The organism is Rhizobium sp. CFBP 13644, from assembly GCF_014842165.1.
Classification (GTDB): Bacteria; Pseudomonadota; Alphaproteobacteria; order Rhizobiales; family Rhizobiaceae; genus Agrobacterium; species Agrobacterium tumefaciens_C.
In genome coordinates, this window is record NZ_JACYVF010000010.1 from 1 (window position 1) to 25,325 (window position 25,325).

Genomic DNA, 25,325 nt, shown 5'->3' on the forward strand with positions numbered 1-25,325 from the left:
GAGAAACTCCCGCTCTTTATCCATGAAAACTCGATCACAGATCAAACGCCGAAGGGCAACGTGGGAGCGGAACACCGGTTACTCTTCACCCATTCGTGGAGCGTATGCGCCGAGCAGCCGATCTTGGAGGCTATGGAAGATACCGCAGCCCAGCGGGACGGATGCTCGGCCTCGTGCTCCGCCACCATTCGAACGGCGCGGGCGCGGACTTCAGGGGAAAATTTGTTCGTCGTTATACTCGTCATAGACCCTACTTCTCATGAGTTGGGGCCTCCCGCAAAGCCGGGACGGTTCACGACCGTTGTGCTCACAGCATTGGTCGGTCGCGGAATATATCAACCTTTGTTTCCAAGCACTTTCGCAGACTCAGATCGTGCGACCCTACCTCGAACCACCCACCTGGCTTCTGGTAAAAGTCTAGACCACGACCAATCTTAATGACCCACCCGTTGTCTATCCTGATTTCCCGATCGTGCAGGTTGGGATTGAGTATTATCTCGAGGGAGACATCGAGTTCCAGTAGGCTTTGCTTGAGCTCTTCGAGCTTTTCCGAGATTTCGGCGAACTGCGTCTTGTCGTCGTAGCCAGTAACAAGCGTGATCTTTTTGGCAACGCTGTGACGAAGAACAGTTTCACAGAACCTAACGAAATTTTGGATCTGGTGCTGCATACGGATATAGGGGTCCTCGATGACCACCGATTTCGCGCCACGCAAATATGGGCCTATGATAGACTCGTAGCTGTGTCCCGTGTCGCCGTACAGGACGCTAAAATGCTGTTCCTTCAATTCCGGCTCGGTAATTTCTTGGGTGGGTGACGCTTTATCTTTCGATTTGTCCAACGGCTGATTGGCTACTGGCGACACGGCCATTGCGCCTTCAGTCATAGAGCCTTCCGCGCTTTGTCTCAATCGGCGCCGCGGAGGCTGCTGAGTCGCCTCTGCATTCTTCGACTCTGGGCAGTAGACGACCACCTCTGTGCCCGTCGCATCAAAAAAAGAGAGACCAATCTTGGCAAACTCGTCATCGGGCTTGCGTTTGTTCATCTGCTCTTTCACGCGACGCCGGCATTCGACAGCGTAGGCAACGTATTCATCGAACTCTTCATCCGTAGGAGGCCCGTCTGGATGGAGGATTTTTAAAAATGCGCAGATGGTTTTTTTTATGCCCTTCTCGTCACGGCCTTCAACTGCCTTCCCCAGGCGGACGCGGCGGCTGACCTCCTCATACCGGTTTGTATGTTTGAACTGATAGTGGAAGGCCTCCGCCAAATAGTCGGTAATGAAGCCATATCGGTTCGTGAGGAATGAGCTGCTGTTCTTGGGCATTTCCCAGCCGGGAATATAAGCCGCAAACCGATCCATCACCGCCAGATCCAGCTCAGGCGGCAAGGGCTGGAATAGGTCATATTCCGTTGAATTGACAACCTGCTGCACCGAAAGATCGATGTTTCCAACGAAGCTCAAGCTCGCATCCGCGATGATTTCCGCGCCCCGCGAGAACCTGCCATTCGCCATGAAGTCTTTCATGATCTGGATGGTGTCCGGATCACGCACTTTGATGCCGCCAACCTCGTCGAAAGCGACCGTGTCCCAATAACCGACCAGACCAACTTTGCGCCTGGCATTGTTGTAAAAGAGTGTTGCCTTGGTGGCCTGCCCCCCTGAAATAAGGGTGGCGTATGGCGAGAACTCGCTGAAGAAGTAGGATTTGCCCGTGCCTCGCGGACCGAGCTCAATATAGTTGAAGTTCGGCTCCACCAGCGCAGCAAGCCGGGCGATGAAATGCATCTTCACACGCTGGTCGAGTTTTGACGGTTCCAAACCGACCGAGCGCATAATGGCATCGATCCACTCGTTACGCGTGAATTCATTCCGCCCTTCGGCATAGCGCGCAAAATCGAACCGCGACAATTGTATGGGCCGCAGATCTTCGATGTAGAAGGCGTACTTGTCTTCCTCGATATCGTTATGGGCGAGTGTAACCTCCGCCCAAATTCCACCTTCGAGCAGGCGGTCATTGTCGCGATAGAACTTCTCGCCGATCGCAATGCGTTGGGAATTGAAGTTCTCTAGGGACGCCCAATGCCGTTTTTCCTTCTCGACATAGCGCACGTGTACCTTGTCGATGAAGCGGTGTGTTCCCTTCGTCGCGACCTTAGACTGCGCTGCATTCGCCTCATCAGGACGCACATAGTTATCCTGCAACGTTGCAAGCACCGCCTCCATGCCCGCATCAATTTCCGCCTGGCTGTCGCTGGCGCAGAAACGAGCGAGCAAGAATTCAAGAACAAACGTCGGTACATTTGTTCCTTTTTTGATCCGATGCAGGAGGTCTTTTCGGACCACCTTTCCATCAAATGCCGAGAGGAGCTTCGTATCGAGTTGGTCGTGATCGCTCATACGGTGTAGTCCGTCTCAAGGGTGAGAGTGAAGAAGCTGGCCAAGGTTGTGGGGTTTAAGGCCTTGACCGTAAATTTGCCCTCAAACTCAGGGCTCATGCCCAAAGCTATCTGCTTACGATCACCCGGATAAAGACTGATCGTGCGCGTGGCGGGGTTAACGTCGGCGCTCGGTTTGGGCTCACCTACAACCTGCCCCTTGGCGTCCTGTGCCTCTAGCAGGATCTCAACGCTGACGTCACGCGAGAACATGTCATCTGAGTGCAAGGCAACCTCGATCACTGGCACACGAGTCGTGATCCGCGTAGCGCCGTTGCGATACCGCAGCTCAACGGAAGAGTGCGAAACGGCTGCTTTCGCGCCAGAATCGAGGCGCGCTACAAGAACGGGAACGACGGCCTCGGCCAACGATGCGCCACCATGGAAGTAAAGATGACCACTGCTATAAGGGGCCATGCTCCTCGGCAGCGCCACTTGCGGAACATCGGAACGGACGCCAATCCGCTCAGCCGATACGACGAGATTGTTGCCATCCTCGTTACCGGTGCCAAGAAGCATGCGGTCATGAGCATTCACGACCCAATTGCCTGCGGGCTTGGCGCACACATCGCCATGATCCGCCTGGGCGTTCAAGAAGAACCCGTGATCTGTGACAATCACGGCATCGTTGAAGCCCATGCCTTTCAGTTTGTGGAGCGCATTGCGGACAAATTTGAGCGTTGACGGGATGAGGCCGAGCGTTGTCTCCGGATTGTTCTCAAGCTGGCTGTCAATTTCCGTGGATCGGAGCACGAGCAGATCCACGGTGGTTAGAATTTTTGATTTTCCACGAACGAAATCGGCGAGAGTCATTTCGCTGAAGCGATCACCGAATTTGAGTCGAAGTATATCCATTCGTGCGTTCACATTGGCGAGCGCTATACCGCCAAGCTTTGGGACAAGCGTCCCGGTTTCCGTGGTCAAAGTCAGCTGTGACCTAGCATCTGGCAGCAAACTGGCCATGCCGACGGGCGTAATTGTCGGCAATTGCGCGAACGCAGAAAAAAGCTCGACCGGTCCGTCTTCAGACAGCATCTTTTCCAGGGCGACGCCGAGTTCATAACGGAGCGCGTCAACCAGGATGTAGGCCACTCGGCGACCAGAATCCTTGAGACGCGAACCGACAAAACGATCGAACGTTTCTGCGTTTGCCAACCGCTCAGCAGGCGGCCAGCCAGACGTGGCGAGATGCTTCATGAAGATGGTCTGCACCTTCTCAGCCAGCCGCCGATAGCTCTGGCGAGATTGATGAATGACCGCATGCATCATGTCCTGAGGGTCAATAAACTCTCCGACGGCCTGCTCAAATTCGCGCTGGAGGCGATCGACTTCACGCAGCGTCGTGACATAAAAATCGATTAGGTCTGATTGCGTGCGGGCGCGATCAAGGAGCTGACGCTCATAGTCCTCGCAGGCTTCGAGGAGATTGAGACTTGAACGTACCAATTCCCATTGCGCCTGGCTCTCGGCTTTGCCCAGCCAAACCGAGTGTTTATGGCGTGCCAGAACCGTCCGCGCGGCATCCAGATCTCCAATGGTGATGCCTTTGATGGCGACGCTCAAATAGGTGCGCTCTTCGAATGGGAAGGTGTCGCGCTCGCCAAGATCCTCGATCGAGGCGCATTGCTTCGGTAGATTGAGCTCGGCCTCAATGGTCTCTGCACGTTCGATATAGGTCGATTTCCAGCGTGGATCGTTGCGCAGTCGCTCACATACGTCATCGATGACGGGACGCGCCTCGACCGGTGCATGGGGAACATCCTTGATGGCACCTGGCAAAGCACCCGGCAGATCGAATGCAAATTCGCTAAACAGAACAAAGCGCCAGAGTTCGTCGGCCAAAGCGCTCCAGGTCTTGCCGCGCGTTTTGACGCTCATCGACAGCGTCGCCCGCAGGAATTCCCGCGCCTCGTCGGACCAGCCCTCCTGCCGGCTCAACTCGGCAGACTGCTTTTCGTTGGGCACCAGAAGCGCGGTCAGGATCTCCCGGCACGATTCCACGCCCAACGCGGCGCGTAGATGGGGCCAACTGGCGCCGCCGCCGATGGCGTCGATAACGGAGAATGCGGGGCCCGCGGGTGCGGCTGCAAAGGCCTTGCGGATCTCGGTGGTGTGGTCCGGGCGTGCGCGAAGGCATAGGCTCAGATATTCATCGCCGTCATCCTGCGGGAAAACTGCCCCGCAGGTCGAGTAGATGGAAAACGGGTCCAATTGCATGGCCTCGTCCGTGTCCGGCTTGCGCGCTGGCACATAGATCTGCAGCCCATCGATGGCTGGTTCCGGCTTGCCAAGTTCAAGCAGCGCGGAAAGGGCTGCTTCGCGCGCCTCGATGCCCCCCTCCGATACATCGACGACGACGATGCGGTCACTTGCCAGGCTCAGGCATAGATCGCGGTATCGATGGTTGGGATCGTAAACGACCATGCATCCCGCCTTTACAAGGCGTTTCAGGAGGATTTGCTCCTTGATGAAATGTGCAATGCTCATCGGTTCAAATCTCTTCTAAACATCCGTCGTTCATATCGTTCAAGACGCAAAAGGAGCTGATCGGCGTGGCACTATTCGAATATCGCCTCATGCCCCGCTGCCCTTCTTCTTTTTCTTGCCGCCCTCCGTCGAGGGCACCGGCTCGTAGAGATCCTCCAGGTCGTGGGCGATGGCGAACGACTTATCGGTCTTGCACTTTTCGCGTACGCGGTCGGGCCAATAAGCCATGGCCAGATGCGCCCAGTCATAATCGCCCTTTTCAAGCTTGGCCCAGGTGTCTTTCAAGACCTTCTGCCAGAGCTTGTGGCGGAACAGCGGCCACAGGGGTGCGGCCGTGATCTGCACACCGTCGTCATGGTTGGGACGATAGGTCGGGGCTATGTCCAGTAGGGTATCGCGCAGCTCGATCAGTTCCAGCTCAAGCGCCTGAAGCGCTTCGAACGCCTTTTCGTCATCGCGGGTGCGGGCAGCGCCCTTCTCGCGCAGGATGGCGACGTCGCGGCTGACCTGCTTTAGTTTCGGCTCTACGAAATCGTTGACGGCAGTGTAGAGCGTCTGGCTGGTCAGGCTGGGGGAATAGAGCCACAGCGTATAGCTGCCCGAAGTGGTCGAGAGCGGCCAATAGATCGGGGCCTTACGGCGGCTCTTGCTGTATTGCTTTAAGTGCAGGGGGAAGAAATCACGCTGCAGCCTACGGCGCACGTCTGCCGGCACATCCGTCTGGACGCGGGTTAGGACTTCTTCGATCAGCCGCGGCAGATCATGCGGGTGGCCCTGGTCGTCAACGAGGATTCCGCTGTGATCGTGGAACGGTGCGGCACCGTCGGGCAGCATGCCGGGGCTCTTGGCCGGCAGCGGGTCAAACGGGTCAGGCTCTGGCGGGGCTTCACGCTCACCGGTTGCCAAACGCCAGTCGAAGCGGCCGAAGGCGGTGCCGAGAGCCCAACTGAGAAGGCTGTCTGTTTGATCGATCACTTCGTCACGATCGTCGTCTTCACTTTCCTCAGAATCAAGGCACTTCGCCTCGTCGCTTACCACCTCAGTGATCGAGCCACCTGACACTCGCGCTAAAGCCCGATCCGCTTCATCGAATTTGTAGAGATCAAAGGCAATCTCATCGATCTCGGATAATACATCTTGTAGATGAGAAGAGGCGATCCACGAGTCCGCTGCGGACAGTCGATCTTTTAGTGCTGCAGGAAGAATGAAAACGCGAGACGTTTCGTCCGCCAGCTTATCCATCCTTTTAATTGACCATCCTCTTCGAGCCAAGCTGGCAAGTCTTTCGGCCGTTGCTTCATCAAATTGCGGCCAGGGAAGTTTTTGCAGCACACCAACAATAAACTCGGGGTGACCATATCTTCCCAATGCTGTCTTGAATACGTAGTCAAATGCACGACTGGCAAATAATGAAAGCGTTGCCATCTCTTGGCCCGGCGTATGCGCCGTATAGCCTCGAACTGAGAAAATGGACCCCGACGGTAGAAGCTGTGGCGAGAAACGACTGGTCCGTAACGGCCACGTTATAGCGGGCAGAAAGTAGTATTCCTCGTTGTAAACTCGTTTTCCGGCGTTTCCGTGTTGTAGGATGACGCTCTCCTTCAACTCCGAACCAGCATCATTCCATTTAAGAACCAGGGGGAGATCGCCATAAAACTGAGAGAATACTCCACCTTTTGCGAAGCTTGGCCACCGATCTTTATAGTCCTCGTCGGACAGGGATACTTCCCACCAGCACTTCAAGAAGCGGAAATCATTGGCAGTAGCGAGACCAACTTTTGCCGTTCTTCCGTCACTTTCGAAAGGCGGAAAGCGTTCAAATGACTCTCTAATATCGGTACTCACCCAATATGAGAAAGGAGAGCCAGGAATCTTCGAAAATTCTGTGGGATCTAGGTGAATGATGTCATCGTCACACACGCTCCTGCGGCTGCGCAGGCAAGCTTGTTGCAACGCTAAACCTTTGTCGGCGTGACTAAGCAATCGCAAAAATATGCTCATCAAATTTTTTCCAAAGTATATGCTGCAGCCTCTACCATCGCATCATCCATGACACCCATTCCCAAATCTGCCATCGTTTCAGGTTGAGCAACTCCGAGAATGATCTCTTCGCGCCATGTCTCAAAGCTGGAGAGAAAAAAGCAAGTCCTTGAAGTGATCGCGCCAAGGCGACCGCGATCTCGCATTAAGTCCAAGCCGCGTTCGACAAAAATTGCGAGTAGGTCGTTCTTACTTCTTGGGTAGGATTTTATTAACTGATCTTTTGTTCCTGAAGTCAGCGCGCCAAACGGCGGGTTCATCACGACCACATCGAACACCTCCCTGCAGTGATCGATCATCCGTAGCCCCTGCAACGCATCCTCGGCAAACAGCCGACCCTGATAGGTCGAGCGTGCTGCGCGCGCATAGTCCATCAGTGCCTCGCGCAGCCGCGCCTCGGCCTTCTGCCATTGCGCCATATCTTCGGCACGAAACAGATCTCCATGCTCGCCGAAGACCATGCGGATGAGTGCAGGCAGCTCCTTTTCGACCTGCAGCAGCACACCAAGCTCCGGCAGGCCCTTGAGCATAAACAGCGTTTGCTCGAAAAGCTGGGCGTCCAGCGGGTCGAGGTCCTCCATAAACCGTTTACGTAGGTCCACCTCGGCCGGCGGTGCCACTGCGGCCACCACCTGACCCTGGCCCACCTGCGGTCGGTCCTTGGCCTTCACATCCGTTTCATGCCAGGCCCGCTGCGCCCGTAGCCACAAGGCCAGAGATGCAATCTGTGCCGCCCGTGGGTCAATATCGACGCCATAAATATTGTGCTCGATGATCAGCCGCGGCACGTCCCGAAGCAGCGCATCCTGATCGGCATAGGTTTGAGCAAAAGGTTTCAGATCGGGGCTGCCGCCGGTTTCTCGATCGAGTGCTGTGGGGCCATGGGTCTGCTCCCAGTCCCAGGCCTCGCGATAAATCTCCTCAAACAGGTCGAAGGCATAGAGACCGAAATGCATGGAACCGCAAGCGGGGTCGAGCAGCTTGATCGTGCGCGGGTCGCGCAGCTTCTTTGCCGCTTCAGGCTGTTCGTCCGGTTTCACCAGCAGATACTGGCAGCGGTCACGAAGCCCCGTCTGCCCCCCTGTCCAGTTGAACCAGAGCCGCCCCAACGTGTTGTCGACCAGGAATTCCACCACATAGCGGGGCGTGAAAAACTGATTGCGTACCGCCAGTTCGCGGCTGTTGCGCGGCGCCTGGGACGCGTCGCGCATGGCTTTGCGCTCTTCCTTGGAGTTGAAATACTGGTAGATCCAGCCGATCGTCTCATCCTCGGCCCAGAGGGGATCGATTTCACCGTGATTGATCAGAGACAGGACCTGTACAAGCGCCGCTTCGCGCGGAAACAGACGCCCTTGCGGCGAGTAGCGATCGAAGAGAGCCGGCAGATCCTGCGATAGCTCATCGAAAACACTCAGAAGATAGGTGCGATAGGCATCACCGGTTTCGCCAAGGCCAGCTCCCGCCAGCCGGGCATAAAGCTGAAAGCCTTTCGCCTGGTATCCGTTGCCGACAGATTCGATCAACAGCCCGCGCGCTTCCGCCATGCGCAATGCTGCCAGTCGGTTGAGAACGGTAAAGGCCTGCTCCCGCACGATGCGGTCAAGACCCGAGGCGGGACTTGTCCCTGGACTTGCGCAATAATGCGCCAGCGTGTCCCGCAGTATACGCGCCGTTTCTCTCTGCGTGTCGTTGAGATGACGCAGGTTTTCGATTGGCGTTACCGTACCAGAGGCGGGATCAAGCCCGTAGTCAAGCTGCAGTTGGCGCGTAAATTCTTCTTCAAGCGCCTTGCGAGCCTCATTCACAAAGCGCTGTAAACGGCCCCGTGTTGCCTGATCGAAAGCCATGTCTATTTCTCTCCCTCAATAATGAGCGAGAGCTCGACATTCTGATAGGTTGAAAACTGACCGCGAAGCTCGTTCAAGCGCTTAATCAGCATTTCCAGATCGGCGAGGGTCGTCAGCTTTGCTGGCAGCTGGACCGCCTCGGTCCGCTTCTTGGGGCCGACGTCCTCCATACCCTTCGGTTTCGCTTCAACGCGTTGCAGGATGCGCTCTTGTCCCTGGCGCTGAATGAAGCGGCGCAAGTCGTCAACCGTGCTGTTGATGTCGTAGTCCCGGGTCAGAAGCCGCTTCAGGCCTGCGAGATTATGGTCAACGCTGATCTCCAAGGCATCAAGCCGAGCAGCGACGTTGCTCCGCTCTTCCTGCGTGAGCTCGCTCCATTCGGGAACACGCTGCAAATCTTCTAGGCCATCCTTCAGCCGCTGCTTTTGCTGGTCTACCAATGTGGCGACGGCATCTCTCACTCGAGCCTTTGTCTCGGTTAGCTGCGTGCTGAAATTGGCCGCATGACGATAAAACTCATCCGTGGCGATCCAGTCCATCACAGTTTTCAGGGCATCTTCCGAATCCCGACGAAGGTCGCCCGGAACCCCGGTATTTGGCAATTGGCTGATTTCGCGGCAGTGATCCTGGAGTTCGCTAAGCGTTTTTTCCAGACCATTGTCGAGCGCGCGCTTGACCTTGTGCGCCCACTTCAAATTGGTGTAAATCGACGACTCTTCAGCGCCGAGCCGTTGCGGGGCATCGGAGGCGTCGGTGAACAGGATATCGGCAATCTCCTGGTTCATCCCTTTGACTCGTTCGCTGCCGCCAAGCCCCAGGCGACTTAGCCTTTCGGACAGCGTTCCGTATTCCAACTGCAACTGTGTGAAGTGTTTGGCTGTCGCTTTGCTGATTTCTTGCTCCAGCGGGATGACGACGTCGCCAAGGAGATCCGTCAATCGCTGCGCTGCTCGGCTGAGTGTCTCGTTCGAGGGCCGTTCATGACGAAGAGAAACACCGACCTGGCGGAAGCTATTATTTGTCTTGAGCGCCTCGATCGCCTGGGCGCCGGCCGCAGTGACTTCCCGGCCTGATACTGTCAACTTGATTTCCCCCGCCATCAGCATGGCAGCCAGGATGTATCGGGTGGTGTCTGGAGACCAGCCGAACGGATCGTTGGAGAAGTCATCCGATAGGCGCTTGCCGTTGGCACTGCCATGACGATCAATGTAATCGCGGATGCTGATCATAGCGCGGTGATCCGTCCGGAAGCTGGCTTTGCCGGCAACCGTTTGAACCAAGCTCAAGGGGTCGAGCGTGCTTGCAAGAGCGGCGGGATTGGCGACTTTGAGGAACTTCTCCGCATTGTCTGTTGGCACACGAACCGGGGCTTCCACGTAACGGTCGAAAACCTCTGCCGCGACCTTGCCAAGCAGCTTCTTCGCTGCCTCCAGAAGGTCAGCGTCCAACGTAGCAACGGCGGTTGCTTCACCCCGGAAGACAAAGGAACCGGCCTGGAGCGCCTGCTTAATTTTGCTCTGAAGTTGTAGCGACAACTTGGCAGCGCGTTCCAACTGACCGGTGCAATAATCTCTGATCTCCTGCTCCGGATCATTGCGGTGAAGTTCGGCAATGCGCTGACAACGATAGATCTCGCCATTGAGATCATCGAGGTCTGTGCTGGTTCGCGCAACAAGGCCAATGACATTGCGGTTCTGGCGTCCGCGCGAGTCGTCGAGCATCCTCGTTCGGGCGGTTTCGTAGTCGTCGGCCTTGACGAACTCAACAACGGTCTGGATGGCATTCTGATCGCCCGCGACGCTAGTCGCGATACTGCCTGATTGCAGTTTCACGCCTGTGGCAACAGCCATCGAACCGTGCAGGGTATAGCGCGGGAGCGGGTCGAACACTTCGCGCAGGTTCGATGCGAAGATGCTTTTGAGATCAACAGACCGAAGGGCAATTCCACCCCGCTCTTCCTCAATGTCGCGCAAGCGTTCACTCAAGAAGACGAGATTGCCGTCCTTCTCGCCTAGCGGCACACGCACATTGACGAGCATCTCTTCGACAGCTTTTTTGACCTCGTCGAGCCGCGAGGGCGCCGTAACGCCAGGCTGCATCAGAGCAGCAACATTTTGGGCGGTCACTGGTAGGTTGCCGAGGATCTGAAGAATGGCGATGGTTTTTGCTACCTCCTGGTGGAGCTCGCCGCCAAAATATTCGATCTGCACTTTGCCAACTGATTGGAAGATCGAAGGGAAGGCACGCCTGATATCCTTCTCCAGGTCGTCATACAGTGTAACAGTTGTGGCGAGCCAGCCGACTGGCTGGTCGGCCATTGGCTTCGACCCACCTTCGCCCTTGAGAACGTCCTGAATGACCTTGATCGCCGAGCGCAGGCCAATGCCGCCGGTTGATTTCGCAAGCGCGCCGAGCAGATGGAGGAGGATATCAAAATGAGCCGGCAGGAAGGGATAGAGGTTGATGAAGCTTTCACGGCTGAAATCAGCGTCGTAGTATCTTGCGTCGTGAAGCTTCGTGTTGTGACGCAACGCTTGGCCGTGTGCGTCAAAGATCTTGCCCAGTTCTGCCCCGCCGGCCGCAGACTTTCCGAGAAGACGCCTATAGCAAATTTCCTTGATATCATTCGACTCAAGGTCAATCTGGATCGGAAAGCGATCCTTCAGTTTGAACAGCTTGTCGGAATTGAGGGTCGCGCGAGGATCATCCTCCGTCAGCGTTTGCTGCGCTGTCGAGATGATCCAGACTTTGCCATCTCCCAGCCGCTTTAGGTTTTTTGCAAGCCCGTCGAGATTGAGAATCAGGTTGTCTCGGGACGCCACATACTGGCCGACCTCATCGACCACGAAAATGATGTTCTCTTTGCCGCTTTTCTCGCGAACGATGTCGATCATCGCTTGGACGCGCTGATCTTCAAATTCGTAAAATCCCTCCGTGCTGGAGGAGAAGGACTTGGGTTCTGGGAACAGCGCCGGATACATCTCGTGCGCAATCTTTGGGATCAGACCATCGATGGCGAGCGGGTTGTTCTGAACTCGTGACCAATCTGCGCCTTTCAGAGCGCGGCCTACGCGCTCCTCCAATTCTTGCATACGGCCATCTTTTTCGACCATACGCTCGAACGCCGCAACCTTCAGGTTGCGAGAGTAGCCGGCCCACTGCAGGACTTTAAAATACAGGACGGTCGAGACGTCCTCCATAGTCGCGCCGGCGAGCATCTCGCTCGCAAGATCCAGCATGACGACCGCAGCCGGGAAACGTCTCGCAACCGTAGTAAGCAGAGCTTTCGTTTGGGCCTTGTTCAGCCGGTCCTGAAGGTGATTGATGAAAGGCGTTCCATCAATGGTGCGTTTGTCATCAAACGCCATGCCAAGATACTTAGTAAAGGAGCTCTTGCCTGATCCATAAAATCCCGAGACCCAGACGCCTATCTCGTTCTCCCCCCCGGCCTCCATGGCCAGTTGCATGCGATCGAGAAGCTTACGGAATTGTTCTTCGATGCTGTCGGTAACAACATACTCAGAGATTTCGGCCTTCAGACGGCTTTCCTCTGAAGCGCCGTAGCTGATGACCTTCTCGATGGTTCTTTGGATGTCTTTGTTCGGGTCAAAGAGCGCGCGGATCGCCATGTTCATCTCACTGCATCAATTTGTTCACCCGCCCACATGGACGGAGCGGTAATTGCCATCTTCAGGATAATAGCCCAGAAATTTCAGTCGGGTTTTGCCAGTCCTCACTCCGGGGTAAAGGAACACGGTGGGCACATGGAATTTGCCCTGCAACTGGCTCTCGATTGCACCGATGCGCATGAAAGGATGCAGCGCTTCTATGTCCGTGACCAAGACAAGAGAATTCGGTTTGCCTTCTTGTTTCGTCAGAACGGCCTCCAGCCGCGACAGTAAGCCGCCGCCTGTAGTAATCATATCCGCAAGGGCTCTGTTGGAGCGCTGCCAGTCGATTGGTGCGGACCTGTCTTCGGCTACGCAGAGCTCCCAAAACGGATCGTCTCTGAGAAGCGCCCAAAGATGCTCTGCGATAGAAAAGACCTCCACCTCCCACTGATCTCGTCGGAGCTTAGACATCCAAGCGGGCGTCTGTCGCTTGACATTCACAATCTGCTCTGGAGAGAAAACAAGGTAGAAGATAGGCTCGAAACTGGCGTGGCCGAGTTCTCGGCCCTGCTTTATTCGTTCACGCAGCTCATCAAAATCAGCCTTTAGAGATGACATCGCAGAGCGCCTCCATGCTTTGGTGCTTCCAGCCGATACGTACGACGTCCCCGGCTGCCTGCACAATCAGGTGGCCCTTCAACGCCAGACGCTTGAGTTCATTGATGACATCCTCGCGCGCCATCCCGAAGAGTTGCCAATCCTGGTGAGTGAGCAAGGCATTGTCGCCCAAGCCTTTGAAGTGAAGGTCGTGCGCTAAATAGGCCGAAGCCGTTGGCGTCGCTCGGTATGGAAGAATACGTCTATTCGACCTAAGCCCCTTTTCCAGGAGGCCGTAATCTGCACAACAACCAGTGAGGTATCCCGCTACCCTCCGGACCGTCGTGTCTGACCAGCGCTTTGAAGTAAGGCCATCATCGATCGATCGCTCGACAAATGCGCGCGCCTCCTCGTTACTTACCTGTTGGTAGCCACCAGCATAACGAGGCCAGTAGATCTCTCGTACGAAATCTCCCAGGATAGGGTTTGCCCTGCTTGTGAATAGCAACATTAGTTGCATGAGGTCAGCTATCGGTACGGATGCCATTAGCATCTTAAGGTGAGACGCGGGAGATGCTCCTGAAACGAGGTAGCGGGGTGCAAAACACTCAGTGACGATATTGCGAAGCCTCCGTGCGGTGATCATTGGGAAACTTCCGGACTGCCGTGCGACTTCTTGGAGTTCGCCAGTATTCATGCCGGGAATCCAAAGGTCCAGTAGGGCCTTGGTCTCTGCGACCAAACCCAACCCTGCCTGAAGCTGAGTTGTATAAATTGCGCTGGTCACATCAGGCTCGACTGAAATAGGGGAAAGCCTTGTTTCCCCGCTGAAATGCAGCCGCGTAAATGCCTGCCAGTTGCGCGATGGAGTTTGATGCACGCAACGAGTCGATTTGTCCTAGCGAGATGGGGCCATCTAGCGGGGAGACCGGCGCCTCGCCCATCCCGCGGAGCTTCTCGAGGGCAGCATCTTTTGTGTGCAGCAACAATTCTTGGATAGTTTGGTCCTCAGCTTCAACAAGAGTTGCATGCAGATCATGCTCCAGTTCTTCTGGCAGTCGAAACAGGTGATACGATCCGGCACTTAAGCTTTCATCATGAACAAGCCGAGCCGCCTCGGCCACACCGTGATATTTTGCGACATGGCCTGTACGCGGAAAAATTGGAACGAGAAACGCGTGACTTGCTGACTGGTAGAACAAGGTTTTCCACCAACCAAATTGATCAATCTCACCGAGATAGCCAACGAGCAGCCGAACTTTAAGCAGATCATTTAGTGGTTTTTTTTGTGCTAGCATATCAAAACCAAGAATTGCAATGTTACGAGAAAAGCGGAACTGCTAAATCTAGCACACACACTTTTCGCTCTCATTGCGCTGCTCCCCCACCAAAATACTCTTTGCAATCAATTTATCTCGTCACTAATGCTTCTTCGCGCACTGTCGCCGATCCAACTAGTGAATCCCGCGAGATTTCGGACAGCAGACGTCGTCTCCTCATCAATTAGATCGATCGAGGATAGGCCGCAACCATCAATCGCATCCATATACTGATAAATCGCAATGTTAGTAGGTAAGCCCAATGCGTGGATAGCGACTGCTCAAAAGAGCAGCGTGATTCGTGATGCTTACGCCTGCGACACAGTAGCGACCGTGCAATGCCTGCATCGAACAAGCTTGCCGATTTTACATGCTAGCGGCGCATGCTCTGCCAAGCCGCGGCAACACATCGCCGGGCATATAGGCTTGAGAGCGACTGCTCACGCGGCCACGCTCTTACCAGAGCTCTAGCAGACGGCGAAGGCGATCGACTCGATCTGGACGGCGTGGAAGCGCATGGAGCTTTCGCGCGCGATGTTTAAGGATAAACACGCTTACACTGAAGCGCAAACCGGCTACAGCATTTCTCTTCGAGTTGATCGCTCGACTGCGAGAAAAAGTCGCTGTGCCGATGATAGACTTTCGAGCCTGTGCTTCTCAGCTCGATGTGGATCTTCTGACATTGATTGGTCTACTGTTAGCTGGCGTTTGAAATTGTCACAGCGCACCCCACGCCCGAAACCTTCCTCTCCCCGTCACCTCCCGCGACCCAACTCCTCAATGATCCGCAGCGCCGCCAGCGGCATGACGCCGATCTCCTTGGTGATCATCCGATACCAATGGCTTCGTCACGACCAGTTCGATCAGCTCCGGCAGTTTTGACGACGTGCGCTTTCCGATCAATTTGCGTTTCATTATGGTTCGCGCCAGCGCCAGTCGGTCATGTTCTTTCAGTTTAAGCTCTGCGGACACCAGCAAACCGCGGGCAATCGCGGGCGATCCGCTCATCGAGACGCGACAATGCGGAAGCCGCGTCCGAAATTGGCCGCAGCAGCGCTGAAATGGGCAATTTGGTGAGATTGTAATGGCAAGCTGGGCCTGGCATGTCACAAGTCAATCGCAACTTGTGAACGTATGGCGGCAAGGGTGTTGCCGCCATACCAATTTGACCGTCAGTTCCCATCTAGCTCCATCAGCAGGATCGTGCGCACGACATTCTGTGTTTTAAGGCTTGCCCTCTCGGCAAGCTCACCAATGTCGCGAGCCGTCGGATTGCGCTGTTTCTCTCGCATCTTGCGGAACAACTCCTGCTTCACGTCAGGATCGACATCGCCATAATACTTTGAGGTGGTGCTTATTTGCTCATGACCAAGGTTCTGGCTGAGCGCCTTCATGTCGCGCAATGACACGGCCCACTCATCGCAGAGTTTTGCAACGGTCGAGCGAACCGCGTGGGGCTTGAAGTAAGGGACACCCGCGGCAGCGGCTGCCCGACGCAAGACCTGCCGAACGGGAGCGGCAGTCGTAAGAAATTCCAGCTCAATGCTCTGTCGGCCAACCCATGGCTTGAACGGTGCCGTCGGAAAGAGAGGGGCATCGTCCCCGGCACCCATATTCCTCAGTTCTGCAATCCACTCAATGACGATGCTTTCAACGTCGTCACCCACTGGAAACCAGTCGACGAAACTCGTCTTGCTGAACTTGGTTTTCACCTCGCGTGCGTCTTGGAAAACCTGCTTGCGGTCGATATCGACATGTTTCAGGCGAAGTGAGATCAGCGCACCGTCGCGGACACCAAATAGAAAGAGCGCGGCCAGCATCGCACGGTTCCGCCGTTGTGCCGGCGCATCCACCGGCATTGTCTCCAAGATGGAACGGAGTTGATCCGCGCTGGGGACATACTTCTGGGCCGCTGCGCCTGCCAACTCGACGAGATGACGAGAGGGGTTGAAATGATTGCAAAGCTGGCGGGTGATCGAGCGCCTATAGCCCTCCTGATTGGAAAGCCACGAGAAGAACGCCTTCAGATTTCCAAAGGTGTGTACGATAGTCGAGGCGGACAGCCCCTCTTTGCCGATCTTGTCCACCGGGCCAATCAGCTCTTCTTTAAACTCTTCAATCATCCTGAGGGTAACGGCTCGAAAGTCCACTGAACCCGTGTGCTCCTCGAACTGCCAGATGTGGCGGAGGATATCGTTGACGGTCTTGGGGTGAAAACCCTTACCATGCCTCAGCTCGCCTTGATAGAGATAGACGATTGAGGCGTTAGTCGTTGATGCATTCATATTTCTATCTTTCGATTGAATGCGATCTATCGAGACCGCATGGGATTGCATTGCCAAGGTGATCCTTGGCTTGAGAATGAAGTCTTTGGCGGAGCGAGCTCCATGGTTAGAAAATGGACTGGGTCCTGAGGCGGCCCCGGATTCGAGGCCGCCTGATTTGCACAATCGCGGAGTGAACTAGCGAAACATATTAGTCGCGAGTCTGGCGTCCGGGATTGGCTTCACGAAGCTTTCGGATCGTATCGACCTCTTCACTACAAACGTATCTGTTTGCTGTCACTCCAGTGTCTGGGCACGTGATGGATGCGCGGAAGACCCCGAGCGTCCGACCGGGATAGATCGAGATCTCGTCATTGATCAGTGAATGAGAGCCTTTGCAGCCAAAGCAGTTGACCATAAAAGGGGCAAGTGGCGCCCCGGAAGCCCGTTCTCTGCGACGAGCGTGAAAGGCGTTCAGGTCTTTGCCACGAAACAAACGTAAGTCGCCGTCGATAAAACGCAGTCCCTCGGCGATCCAGTTCGTGAGCGTATTGCGTGAAATTTCATATAGCTTGATGACATCATCGCTAGCGTAAAGCTGATGAACCCTAGCTTTCCTCTCACTCTGGAGATTACGACGCTTCTTGCGAGGAGAGGCGGACCCGGTCATTGGCCAGCCTCCTGGCGCGCAACCTCGAACGAGAGGATGTCACTCATCCTCCAACGCGTAGTACCATTCAGGATTTTGATCGGCTTTGGGAAAGCGGGGTTTTGTTTGGTATGGCGCCAGACTGTCTGGATGCTGATCGAATAGCGGCGCGCGACAGCTTGGACAGAAAGATAGCATTCCTCTGCGTGCGCGCTGGTGAAGGCTGGGGCCTTACGCTTGCGAGGAGGATCAGAGCCTTCAGATCCGAGAGACTTTGAGATTGGGTCGATCTCACAGACTGCAGCAGGAATTGCGGTAGCGTGTTCGTCAGAATTTGCGGGCTTAGTCGCTACGTCACTTGATGGAGTAGCTTCAGAAGTACCAAGGCCAGAGAAAAGGCCCAACTGCTTGATTGAAGACATAGAGATCCCTTTTGTGAGGATCCCGCACGTCTTGCGCAGAATTGTTGCTTAATGAATCTCATGTAATCGAATGTCATAACGATTAGCAACTGGTCGATCTGATTTTTTCTGGGAGATTGTGGGAAAAAATGTAACCGAAATCACGTGGCGGGCTAACTGGCGGGCCAATTCCAGCTAGTCAAAAATTTTCCAGAAAAATCAATAAGATAACTAAGAAAATGGCGGAGAGGGTGGGATTTGAACCCACGATACCCTAAGACTTCGATGTTCACCGCTCGAAGGGGTCTTTATTGATGATCGCAGCATCCATGGCTGAGGAGGTTGCGCGGCACCGGGCGGGCGTGAACGATAGGCGGACGCTCTGCTCCGGATCGTCCAGGGAGAGTTGAGGCGATTGGTCACTCTTGGCTGCTATCAGCTTGTCTTCGTCAGTCACGTTAATCCCGATGCACTGGCACACGGATATAGATTGATCTACGCATGTGTCCTATCGCGCTAGCGGATATGTTTTCTCCACTGGCACCCAAGGGATCGGCAGTGTCTACTAGCCAGCTCACCAGTGCCGCGGTTGCGAAGTTTGTTATTAAAGGCTGCTTGGCTGATAGGAAACGAAGAGGAAGGAACGAGATGCAACTCAAGCGCGTTGCATAACCTTTACATCAGCACCAAAAAAGCTTGAAATGGGAAAAATCTGCAAGATGATGTAAACATCATGACAAGGTTGGGTCTAAATCGGCAGTGTTTTTGACGTTGGAAGCGAGGTAGAGCGCAACCTAAGATACACATTTATGATTGATTTCGTCCCGGGACCTTGACGGATCTGGCGCTGAGGCAAAATTCTGTAAACATAGCGCAAGGCAACGGCATTGGCGTAGATGGATCTACCCGAGGCGAGTGACCAGATCATCAGCAGCGAGATGCGTGTAGCGTTTCAACATACGCATCTCCCTATGCCCGCTTATGCTGCTGACCTCGATCACGTTCAGTCCACGCTCAAATAGACGGCTAACGCCCTCGTGACGCAAATCGTGAAATCTTAGGCCGGTGATGCCAACCCGAGCCAACAGACGATACCACACTTGCTCCAGGGAACCGGCTTTCATCGGAAAAACGATAGCTTGATCTACGTCTGCGAGTGACTTCCAGTCCATCAGCGCATCGAAGGCACGCTGAGACAGCGGCACCTCACGGCTGGATCCGTTCTTAGTCATCGCCAGACTGATCACCCGGCGATTATGCGAGACATCCGCCCATCGAAGGCCGAGAAGTTCGCCACGACGCATTCCTGTCTCGATCGCTAGGATTAGCAGCGTCCGGAGGTAGGGAATCTTTCCACCAGCACAGCCATCGAGAAGACGCTGTTCCTCATCGCCGATCAGTCGGCGGCTGCGTTCGTTACGAATGACCGGACGCCGCACCAGCTTTACCACATTCTTTGACAGTGGCAGACCCCAATCGCGGATTGCGACTTCAAGGACATGGCTGAGAATAGCAAGCTCCCGGACAGTGGTAGATGGAGCTACGGCCTGAAGGCGTTCGTCGCGGAAAGAGGCAATGTCCTGCTGGCTGAGGCCAATCATTGTCCGGTAAGCGAGATCATGGCGGCGTAGCACATCGATCCGCTGAATCTCCTGGACGGAGCCGCGTTTTAAAGGAGAGACTTCCCGCTGGTAGCGTTCGAGAAGCGCGCCGAGCGTCGTGCTCTCGAGGATTTTCGTATCGGGTGCAGCGCCGAACTTGTCTACCTGCGCTTCGAGATCGCGCGCCCACTTCTCGGCTTCGATCTTCGTGTCGAATGATTTGCAACGTGGCTTCATCCCGCGCCTGCGCACCTGTGCTTGCCAGCGTCCCCTGAGCTTCCGGATCGTTGCCATGTGACCTCCAAACTATGTTGAAGGTCACGCGTAGGATGCCCCTGGAGGGGTGCCAAGGATTATCCCGGCGCAAAACGTTTATCACAGGTTGCTGATGTGCAGCGAATCACCAAGAGTCGTGCAAGTGGTGTAGCTGTTTCCAATTGACCTCAGAGGTATCGCTTGAGCCGTGTGTTCTTTCCTATCGAAACGCAAATCGAAGAACTTCTCGTCAATGACGGCGATTTCCTTCGTCTAGAGCGTGAATTCGACCAATTTTGTCCTTTCGAGGCATTGGGAATGGTCCGTTCAGAAGTCCGGCACGGGAATTTTCTTGCCTATATACTAAACCCAAATCGACCGCATGGTTTCGGCAGCACCGTTCTGAGGGCTTTTTTGCTAGCAGTGGCCAGAGGTGAAGCGCCTGCCCGTGGGGATTTCCAGCTGAAGCCTCTTGACGTCCACTTACTTGATATCCAACAAGCTGAAGTTCGGCGTGAATGGCGCAACATCGATCTTTTGATCGTGATCCAGTCACAGAAGATTGTCATTCCAGTAGAGTTGAAGATCGAGTCCACGCAAGGGACAGATCAACTTGGCCGTTACAGGAGGATCGCCGAGAGCGAGTGGCCAGTGGGTGGGGGGTGGAAACACCTGAATGTTTTCTTGACTAAATATGAGGAAGAGCCGGTTGATGCACACCATTGGCAGCCCCTGGCTATTGAAGACCTCGTGAAGGAAATTGAACTGGTTGCACAAAAAAATAACACTGCTCCCGCCAGCGAAAGTCTTAACGCATATCTCAGGATGTTGAGGAGACACCACTTGGACGACGCTCGTTTAGAGGAACTTGCACGCAAGCTCTGGTCACGTCATCGCGAAGCACTAGAATTCCTCGTGGAGCGACAACCTGACGCAACAGGTAATCTTTTTGATGCGCTGAAAGATCGGAAAGCAGACATTGCGAAGGCCTTGAGACAGGACGGGCTCGGTGTCGTTTTAGATGCTGATTATAAGACAATAATTCGGTTTGCATTTGAACGGTGGGATGCGCTTCCAGGCTTCAAAAGCTCTAACTGGACAGAAAGCCGACGTCTCATCCTGTTAGAGTTGAAACGGGAGCGGACTAAAATTAACGCGTATCTGTATCTTGGTCCAAGCGAAGAAGACTATCGGAAAGAATATGTCGCGTTGCTAGGCGCAGCAAGACTGCATAGGCCCAATGCTCGCCCCGGACGGGATTGGATGTGTCTGGCTAAGGGAGAGATGCTTCCTGATCAGATCGATGACGATACCGATTTGGACATGTCGATAGACATTGTCTCAAAGAACTTGCAGCTTTTCGCTGCCAAAGTCTTCCATCACTTCGATCCAATTCTGGCTGGCCTCTCACTTGCTAGCGGGGCGGACAAATAAATCGTTAGTGCGCTCGACCCCGGTTGCCTTTGGGAATTGCTAAACATCATGTCAGATCGTCCCACCCTGAGTCAGGTCCAGATCATCCAGTCGCTCGCTGAGGCCCTCTCTTGGTTTGAGAAAGAAATCGGTTGGGGCGTTAGTCCTGGCGAGCTAAATCACCTGACCGGACGTATCGGTGAACTCTATGCCGCGATGATTACTCGTGGACAAATGGCACTTGATACCAACCAGCGTGGCTATGATGTTGTGTCGGCTTTGAATGAGCGGATTTCTGTCAAAACCATCACCACCTCCATGCACGTCAGCTTCAATCAGAATACATTTCGTCACGTCGATCGGGTGATGATCCTCCGGATCAACATAGATGATGAGAAAGGTGTCTCCGTCGAAGAGCTTTTGGATGCGTTAGCAGCGGAAGTGCTTCAGCTAACACGTGAAAAGGCGGGCAAGCTGGTCTATCCGATCAAGCGTGGCACTCGCGAAGAGCGTCCTGCTGAATCCCTCGAGATAACGGCCAGGGCGACCTATGCCGGTCTTGAGGTCGTCAAATACGAAAGCGGTGCCATTCGGATACTTCAAGGTGGAGCCGTCCAAGACGGTGTCGTCAAAGAAACATTGCGATCCATCGCAACAGATGTCGGGGTCGACTTGTTCAATTCCAAAGGTGGACTGAAAAACACCCAGCAGCTTGGGGCGGATGTCATTCGTTCGCTGAACGCATCAGCTGGTTTGTCGTGAGAATACCGAGTCAGCGCACCTGTGCTTGCCAGCGTCCTCTGCCTTTTCTGATAGTGGCCATGTGATCTTCAACGGTTTTGTCGATCATGCGTAGGATGCCCGGGGAGGGTGCCAAGGAGCCCGGCACTTAAGAACGCTGAAGCGAGAACCTTATTAAACTGCGCTTGTGGAAAATAAAATGATGATCCACTATATCAGCGACAGCGCACCCGATTAAGGAAATGCGCTTTTTTGATTCGTATATTGGTGAACGCAGAGGAGGAGCCATGAGAAAAATTCCTGACTACCGTCTCGTAAAGCGTAAAGCGCGCGAGCTGCTTGAGGAAACGGGGGTTAGCCACCCGCCAATTAATCCAGTTTCGTTGGCTCGTGAACAAGGACTAGATGTAAAATTCGTGTCCTTTTCGGGAGAGTTCGCTCAAGTGGCAGGCTTCTATGACCCGGATGAAGAGGCAATATACGTCAACAAGAACGAATCCCCTCTTCGTCAAACCTTCACGATCGCCCACGAGCTTGGCCACGCTCTTCTTCATAAGGATTGGGCAGGCACAGACGATTACAAGGTCTTCTGGCGAGATCCCGATAGAAATAACGATGACCCACATGAGAAGGAAGCGAACGCGTTTGCAGCAAACCTCCTCGTTCCACGGTCACTGCTTGACCAATATTATCAGAGGCTAAGCGAGTCGGATTTATCTAAGCTGTTCGCTGTTTCAGTGCCAGCAATCAAAAACAGACTGGCATTTGAGTATGGCCTCTGAACGCGAACAAGCTAAGCAGTCCGCGAGTGACCCTGAGCCCAGCGATCCGGATCTAGGCGAAACGCTAGGAGCGGCAAATCAGTTTAATATTGATCTGATTAGAGAAACCAACCGCCATCGAGAGCAAATGGCTCATGGTGAACGTGGTTGGTTAGGATGGCTCGTTGGCGGGCCATCTAGTGCGCCGACAATTATCGCGTTTATTGTTGCAAGCGCCGGACTCTTGATCGCGGTCTGGTGCCTTAATCAGGCAGTCGGACAAGGCGGCGAAGCTGAGTTCTGGGCCAAGCAAGCTGAGCGTGGCTTCGCTCTTGCAGGCACAGCTGTCGGTTTCATTTTCGGGCGCAGTTTGAAGTAGGCAGTGCCTCAAGTGTGGCCCTGTCATTCAAATGAAGACGCAGTGCCGCAGTCACCGATAGGCAAACTCAACTCGGTTAAAGGTAGCCCCCTTGTCACCCAAGGTTCAATCTGGCGGAGAGGGTGGGATTTGAACCCACGATACCCTTGCAGGTATGCCGCATTTCGAGTGCGGTGCATTCGACCACTCTGCCACCTCTCCGCGGGCACGAACTGTGAGGTTCGTGCGGGCGTTCTCATAACCAGCAATCGGGGTGCTTGCAAGGGGTAAATGTCTGTTCGGTCTGTTGGTGGTCAAGTTTTTGTCGGTTTTGTGAAAGGTGGTCCGGTGGCCTTGCGTTGAGGGCCGCCGGGTGGGTTGGGTTCAGCTGTTGCGAAGCCGACCTTGCATGAGGTCGATGACGGCACGGGCGGCTTCCAGCACGTTGGTGCCGGGGCCGAAAACAGCGGCTACGCCGTGGTCGAGAAGATATTGATAGTCTTGTCTCGGAACGACGCCGCCGACGATGACGATGACATTTTCCGCACCTTTTGCCTTGAGAGCCTCCACCAGTTGCGGGGCGAGCGTTTTGTGGCCGGCGGCCAGCGATGACATCCCGACGACATGCACCTTGTTCTTGACGGCCAGATCGGCCGCTTCGGCCGGTGTCTGGAACAAAGGACCGGCAATGACATCAAAGCCGATATCGCCGAAGGCTGAGGCGATGATTTTTGCGCCGCGGTCATGCCCGTCCTGTCCGAGCTTGGCGACGAGCATTTTGGGCTTCCCGCCCACGACCGTGGCCAGTTCTCCCAGCCGGGTGCAGAGGGTCATATATTCCGGATCGTTCTCATAGGCTGCGCCATAGACATCATGGACGACTTCGGGAACAGCGGCATGGTCGCCAAAGACGCTGCGCATCGCGTCTGAAATTTCTCCGACAGTTGCGCGGGCGCGGGCGGCGTCGATTGCGGCTTCCAGCAGGTTGCCTTTGCCGGTTTGCGCAATCTGCGTGATTGCCGAGAGTGTGGCCTCTACCGTTTGCGCGTTGCGTTGCCGGCGAACCGTTTCTAGGCGTCTGATCTGTGCTGCGCGCACAGCGCTGTTGTCGATATCGAGAATGTCGATCGGGTCTTCGTTCTCCAACCGGTATTTGTTCACGCCAACGATGATTTCCTCGCCGCGGTCCACGGCGGCCTGTCGCCTTGTCGCCGCTTCTTCGATGAGCCGTTTGGGAAGACCGTCGTCCACGGCCTTGGTCATGCCACCGAGCGCCTCGACTTCCTCCATCAGCGCCCAGGCCTTTTCGGCAAGTTCGCTGGTCAGGCTTTCGACATAATAGGAGCCAGCGAGCGGGTCGACCACCTTCGTCACACCGGTTTCATGCTGGAGGATCAACTGCGTGTTGCGGGCGATGCGTGCTGAAAATTCGGTTGGCAATGCCATTGCTTCATCCAACGCATTGGTATGCAGCGATTGTGTTCCGCCCAGAACAGCCGACAGGGCTTCATAAGCCGTTCGGATGACGTTGTTGTAAGGATCCTGCTCCTGCAGGGATACGCCTGACGTCTGGCAATGGGTGCGCAGCATCAGCGATGCAGGTTTTTGCGGCTTGAATTCCTCCATGATGCGCGACCAGAGCAGACGGGCTGCCCGCAATTTTGCCGCTTCCATGAAAAAGTTCATGCCGATGGCGAAGAAGAACGAGAGACGCCCGGCGAAATCATCGACATTCAGGCCCTTGGCGATTGCGGCGCGCACATATTCCCGGCCATCCGCGAGGGTGAAGGCGAGTTCCTGCACCAGCGTCGCGCCCGCCTCCTGCATGTGATAGCCGGAAATCGAGATCGAGTTGAAGCGCGGCATTTCGCGCGCGGTGTATTCGATGATGTCGGCGATGATGCGCATGGAGGGTTCTGGCGGATAGATATAGGTGTTGCGCACCATGAATTCTTTGAGAATGTCGTTCTGGATCGTGCCGGAGAGATCCGAAATGGCGCAACCCTGCTCTTCACCGGCAACGATGAAGCTTGCAAGAATGGGGATGACCGCGCCATTCATGGTCATGGAAACGGACATGTCCTTGAGGGGAATGCCGTCAAAGAGGATTTTCATGTCCTCGACGCTATCGATGGCGACACCAGCCTTGCCGACATCGCCTTCAACGCGCTCATGGTCACTGTCATAACCGCGATGGGTGGCCAGATCGAAGGCGACGGAAAGGCCCTTCTGGCCAGCGGCCAGATTGCGCTTGTAGAAGGCGTTGGATTCCTCTGCGGTCGAAAACCCGGCATATTGGCGGATTGTCCAGGGGCGCCCGGCATACATGGTGGCACGAGGTCCACGCACGAAGGGCTTGAAGCCAGGCAGGCTATCGAGATGGGGAATGTTCTTCGTGTCGTCTGCCGTATAGAGCGGCTTGACGTCAATTCCTTCAGGGGTATGCCAGACAAGGCTGTCGGGGGAGCGTTTGAGTTCCTTCTCAGCAAGTCCCTGCCAGTCCTGTAGCGTCTTGTCGCCTGACATACATCTCTCCTCTGCA

At 54.9% G+C, this 25,325-nt stretch carries 18 protein-coding genes, 1 tRNA gene and 2 pseudogenes; 5 read left to right on the forward strand and 16 right to left on the reverse strand.

Features of this window, described 5'->3' with window-relative positions:
• Positions 1-83 precede the first annotated feature (83 nt).
• From IFT53_RS20345 to IFT53_RS20365, 5 genes and pseudogenes are all read right to left on the reverse strand, one after another.
• A pseudogene (locus tag IFT53_RS20345) lies at positions 84-245 on the reverse strand (IS3 family transposase); the annotation flags it as partial.
• Between the two features lie 62 nt (positions 246-307).
• A complete protein-coding gene (brxL, locus tag IFT53_RS20350; protein ID WP_192067381.1) occupies positions 308-2,401 on the reverse strand; it encodes a BREX system Lon protease-like protein BrxL in 2,094 nt (697 codons plus the stop codon).
• Positions 2,398-4,926 (reverse strand): PglZ domain-containing protein, encoded by a 2,529-nt coding sequence (locus tag IFT53_RS20355; RefSeq protein WP_192067379.1) that lies wholly within the window; start codon positions 4,924-4,926, stop codon positions 2,398-2,400. Before IFT53_RS20355 ends, brxL begins: the two co-directional genes overlap by 4 nt.
• An 87-nt stretch (positions 4,927-5,013) precedes the next feature.
• Positions 5,014-6,927: a type II restriction endonuclease subunit M gene (locus IFT53_RS20360; RefSeq protein ID WP_192067378.1), complete on the reverse strand. Its 1,914-nt coding sequence runs from the start codon at positions 6,925-6,927 to the stop codon at positions 5,014-5,016.
• The gene (locus tag IFT53_RS20365; protein ID WP_197980323.1) at positions 6,927-8,558 is read right to left on the reverse strand and encodes an Eco57I restriction-modification methylase domain-containing protein; all 1,632 of its coding nucleotides are present in this window, start codon (positions 8,556-8,558) and stop codon (positions 6,927-6,929) included. The genes IFT53_RS20360 and IFT53_RS20365 overlap by 1 nt, the downstream gene beginning before the upstream one ends.
• Positions 8,559-8,606: 48 nt before the next feature.
• Between IFT53_RS20365 and IFT53_RS23590 the strand changes: the two genes are divergently transcribed.
• Positions 8,607-8,783 (forward strand): hypothetical protein, encoded by a 177-nt coding sequence (locus tag IFT53_RS23590; RefSeq protein WP_197980324.1) that lies wholly within the window; start codon positions 8,607-8,609, stop codon positions 8,781-8,783.
• 32 nt (positions 8,784-8,815) lie between these two features.
• Here the strand turns inward: IFT53_RS23590 and brxC are convergent, their stop codons facing one another.
• The 9 genes and pseudogenes from brxC to IFT53_RS20405 all read right to left on the reverse strand — a co-directional run bounded on the left by brxC (position 8,816) and on the right by IFT53_RS20405 (position 19,549).
• The gene (brxC, locus tag IFT53_RS20370) at positions 8,816-12,442 is read right to left on the reverse strand and encodes a BREX system P-loop protein BrxC (RefSeq protein WP_192067374.1); all 3,627 of its coding nucleotides are present in this window, start codon (positions 12,440-12,442) and stop codon (positions 8,816-8,818) included.
• A gap of 24 nt (positions 12,443-12,466) precedes the next feature.
• Positions 12,467-13,042 (reverse strand): BREX protein BrxB domain-containing protein, encoded by a 576-nt coding sequence (locus IFT53_RS20375; protein ID WP_192067372.1) that lies wholly within the window; start codon positions 13,040-13,042, stop codon positions 12,467-12,469.
• A complete protein-coding gene (locus IFT53_RS20380) occupies positions 13,023-13,901 on the reverse strand; it encodes a BrxA family protein (protein ID WP_342366656.1) in 879 nt (292 codons plus the stop codon). Before IFT53_RS20380 ends, IFT53_RS20375 begins: the two co-directional genes overlap by 20 nt.
• Positions 13,810-14,319 carry a BrxE family protein gene (locus IFT53_RS20385; protein ID WP_192067369.1) on the reverse strand — a complete coding sequence of 170 codons (510 nt, stop codon included), beginning with the start codon at positions 14,317-14,319 and terminating at the stop codon, positions 13,810-13,812. Before IFT53_RS20385 ends, IFT53_RS20380 begins: the two co-directional genes overlap by 92 nt.
• 738 nt (positions 14,320-15,057) lie before the next feature.
• Positions 15,058-15,114, reverse strand: a pseudogene (locus IFT53_RS24200) (helix-turn-helix domain-containing protein); the annotation flags it as partial.
• 3 nt (positions 15,115-15,117) lie between these two features.
• Positions 15,118-15,348: a hypothetical protein gene (locus IFT53_RS20390; protein WP_446737701.1), complete on the reverse strand. Its 231-nt coding sequence runs from the start codon at positions 15,346-15,348 to the stop codon at positions 15,118-15,120.
• A gap of 164 nt (positions 15,349-15,512) precedes the next feature.
• Entirely contained in the window at positions 15,513-16,676 is a 1,164-nt protein-coding gene (locus tag IFT53_RS20395; RefSeq protein WP_192067367.1) for a tyrosine-type recombinase/integrase, read from the reverse strand.
• 139 nt (positions 16,677-16,815) lie between these two features.
• Complete coding sequence (locus IFT53_RS20400; protein WP_192067366.1) at positions 16,816-17,274, reverse strand: hypothetical protein; 459 nt, start codon at positions 17,272-17,274, stop codon at positions 16,816-16,818.
• A gap of 1,282 nt (positions 17,275-18,556) precedes the next feature.
• Positions 18,557-19,549, reverse strand: coding sequence for a site-specific integrase (locus IFT53_RS20405; RefSeq protein WP_192067365.1), 993 nt, complete (start codon positions 19,547-19,549; stop codon positions 18,557-18,559).
• A gap of 171 nt (positions 19,550-19,720) precedes the next feature.
• Here IFT53_RS20405 and IFT53_RS20410 point away from each other — a divergent pair, with 171 nt between their 5' ends.
• The 4 genes from IFT53_RS20410 to IFT53_RS20425 all read left to right on the forward strand — a co-directional run bounded on the left by IFT53_RS20410 (position 19,721) and on the right by IFT53_RS20425 (position 22,804).
• Positions 19,721-20,944, forward strand: a complete 1,224-nt coding sequence (locus tag IFT53_RS20410) for a PDDEXK-like family protein (RefSeq protein WP_342365845.1) — start codon at positions 19,721-19,723, stop codon at positions 20,942-20,944.
• A 48-nt stretch (positions 20,945-20,992) separates the two neighbouring features.
• Positions 20,993-21,685 carry a DUF6998 domain-containing protein gene (locus IFT53_RS20415; protein WP_192067363.1) on the forward strand — a complete coding sequence of 231 codons (693 nt, stop codon included), beginning with the start codon at positions 20,993-20,995 and terminating at the stop codon, positions 21,683-21,685.
• Between the two features lie 266 nt (positions 21,686-21,951).
• A complete protein-coding gene (locus IFT53_RS20420; protein ID WP_113219888.1) occupies positions 21,952-22,446 on the forward strand; it encodes an ImmA/IrrE family metallo-endopeptidase in 495 nt (164 codons plus the stop codon).
• The gene (locus IFT53_RS20425) at positions 22,436-22,804 is read left to right on the forward strand and encodes a hypothetical protein (protein WP_192067362.1); all 369 of its coding nucleotides are present in this window, start codon (positions 22,436-22,438) and stop codon (positions 22,802-22,804) included. The genes IFT53_RS20420 and IFT53_RS20425 overlap by 11 nt, the downstream gene beginning before the upstream one ends.
• Before the next feature lie 111 nt (positions 22,805-22,915).
• Here the strand turns inward: IFT53_RS20425 and IFT53_RS20430 are convergent.
• Positions 22,916-23,005, reverse strand: a tRNA-Ser gene (locus tag IFT53_RS20430).
• Between the two features lie 162 nt (positions 23,006-23,167).
• Positions 23,168-25,309 carry a methylmalonyl-CoA mutase gene (scpA, locus tag IFT53_RS20435; protein WP_192067361.1) on the reverse strand — a complete coding sequence of 714 codons (2,142 nt, stop codon included), beginning with the start codon at positions 25,307-25,309 and terminating at the stop codon, positions 23,168-23,170.
• Positions 25,310-25,325: the final 16 nt, after the last annotated feature.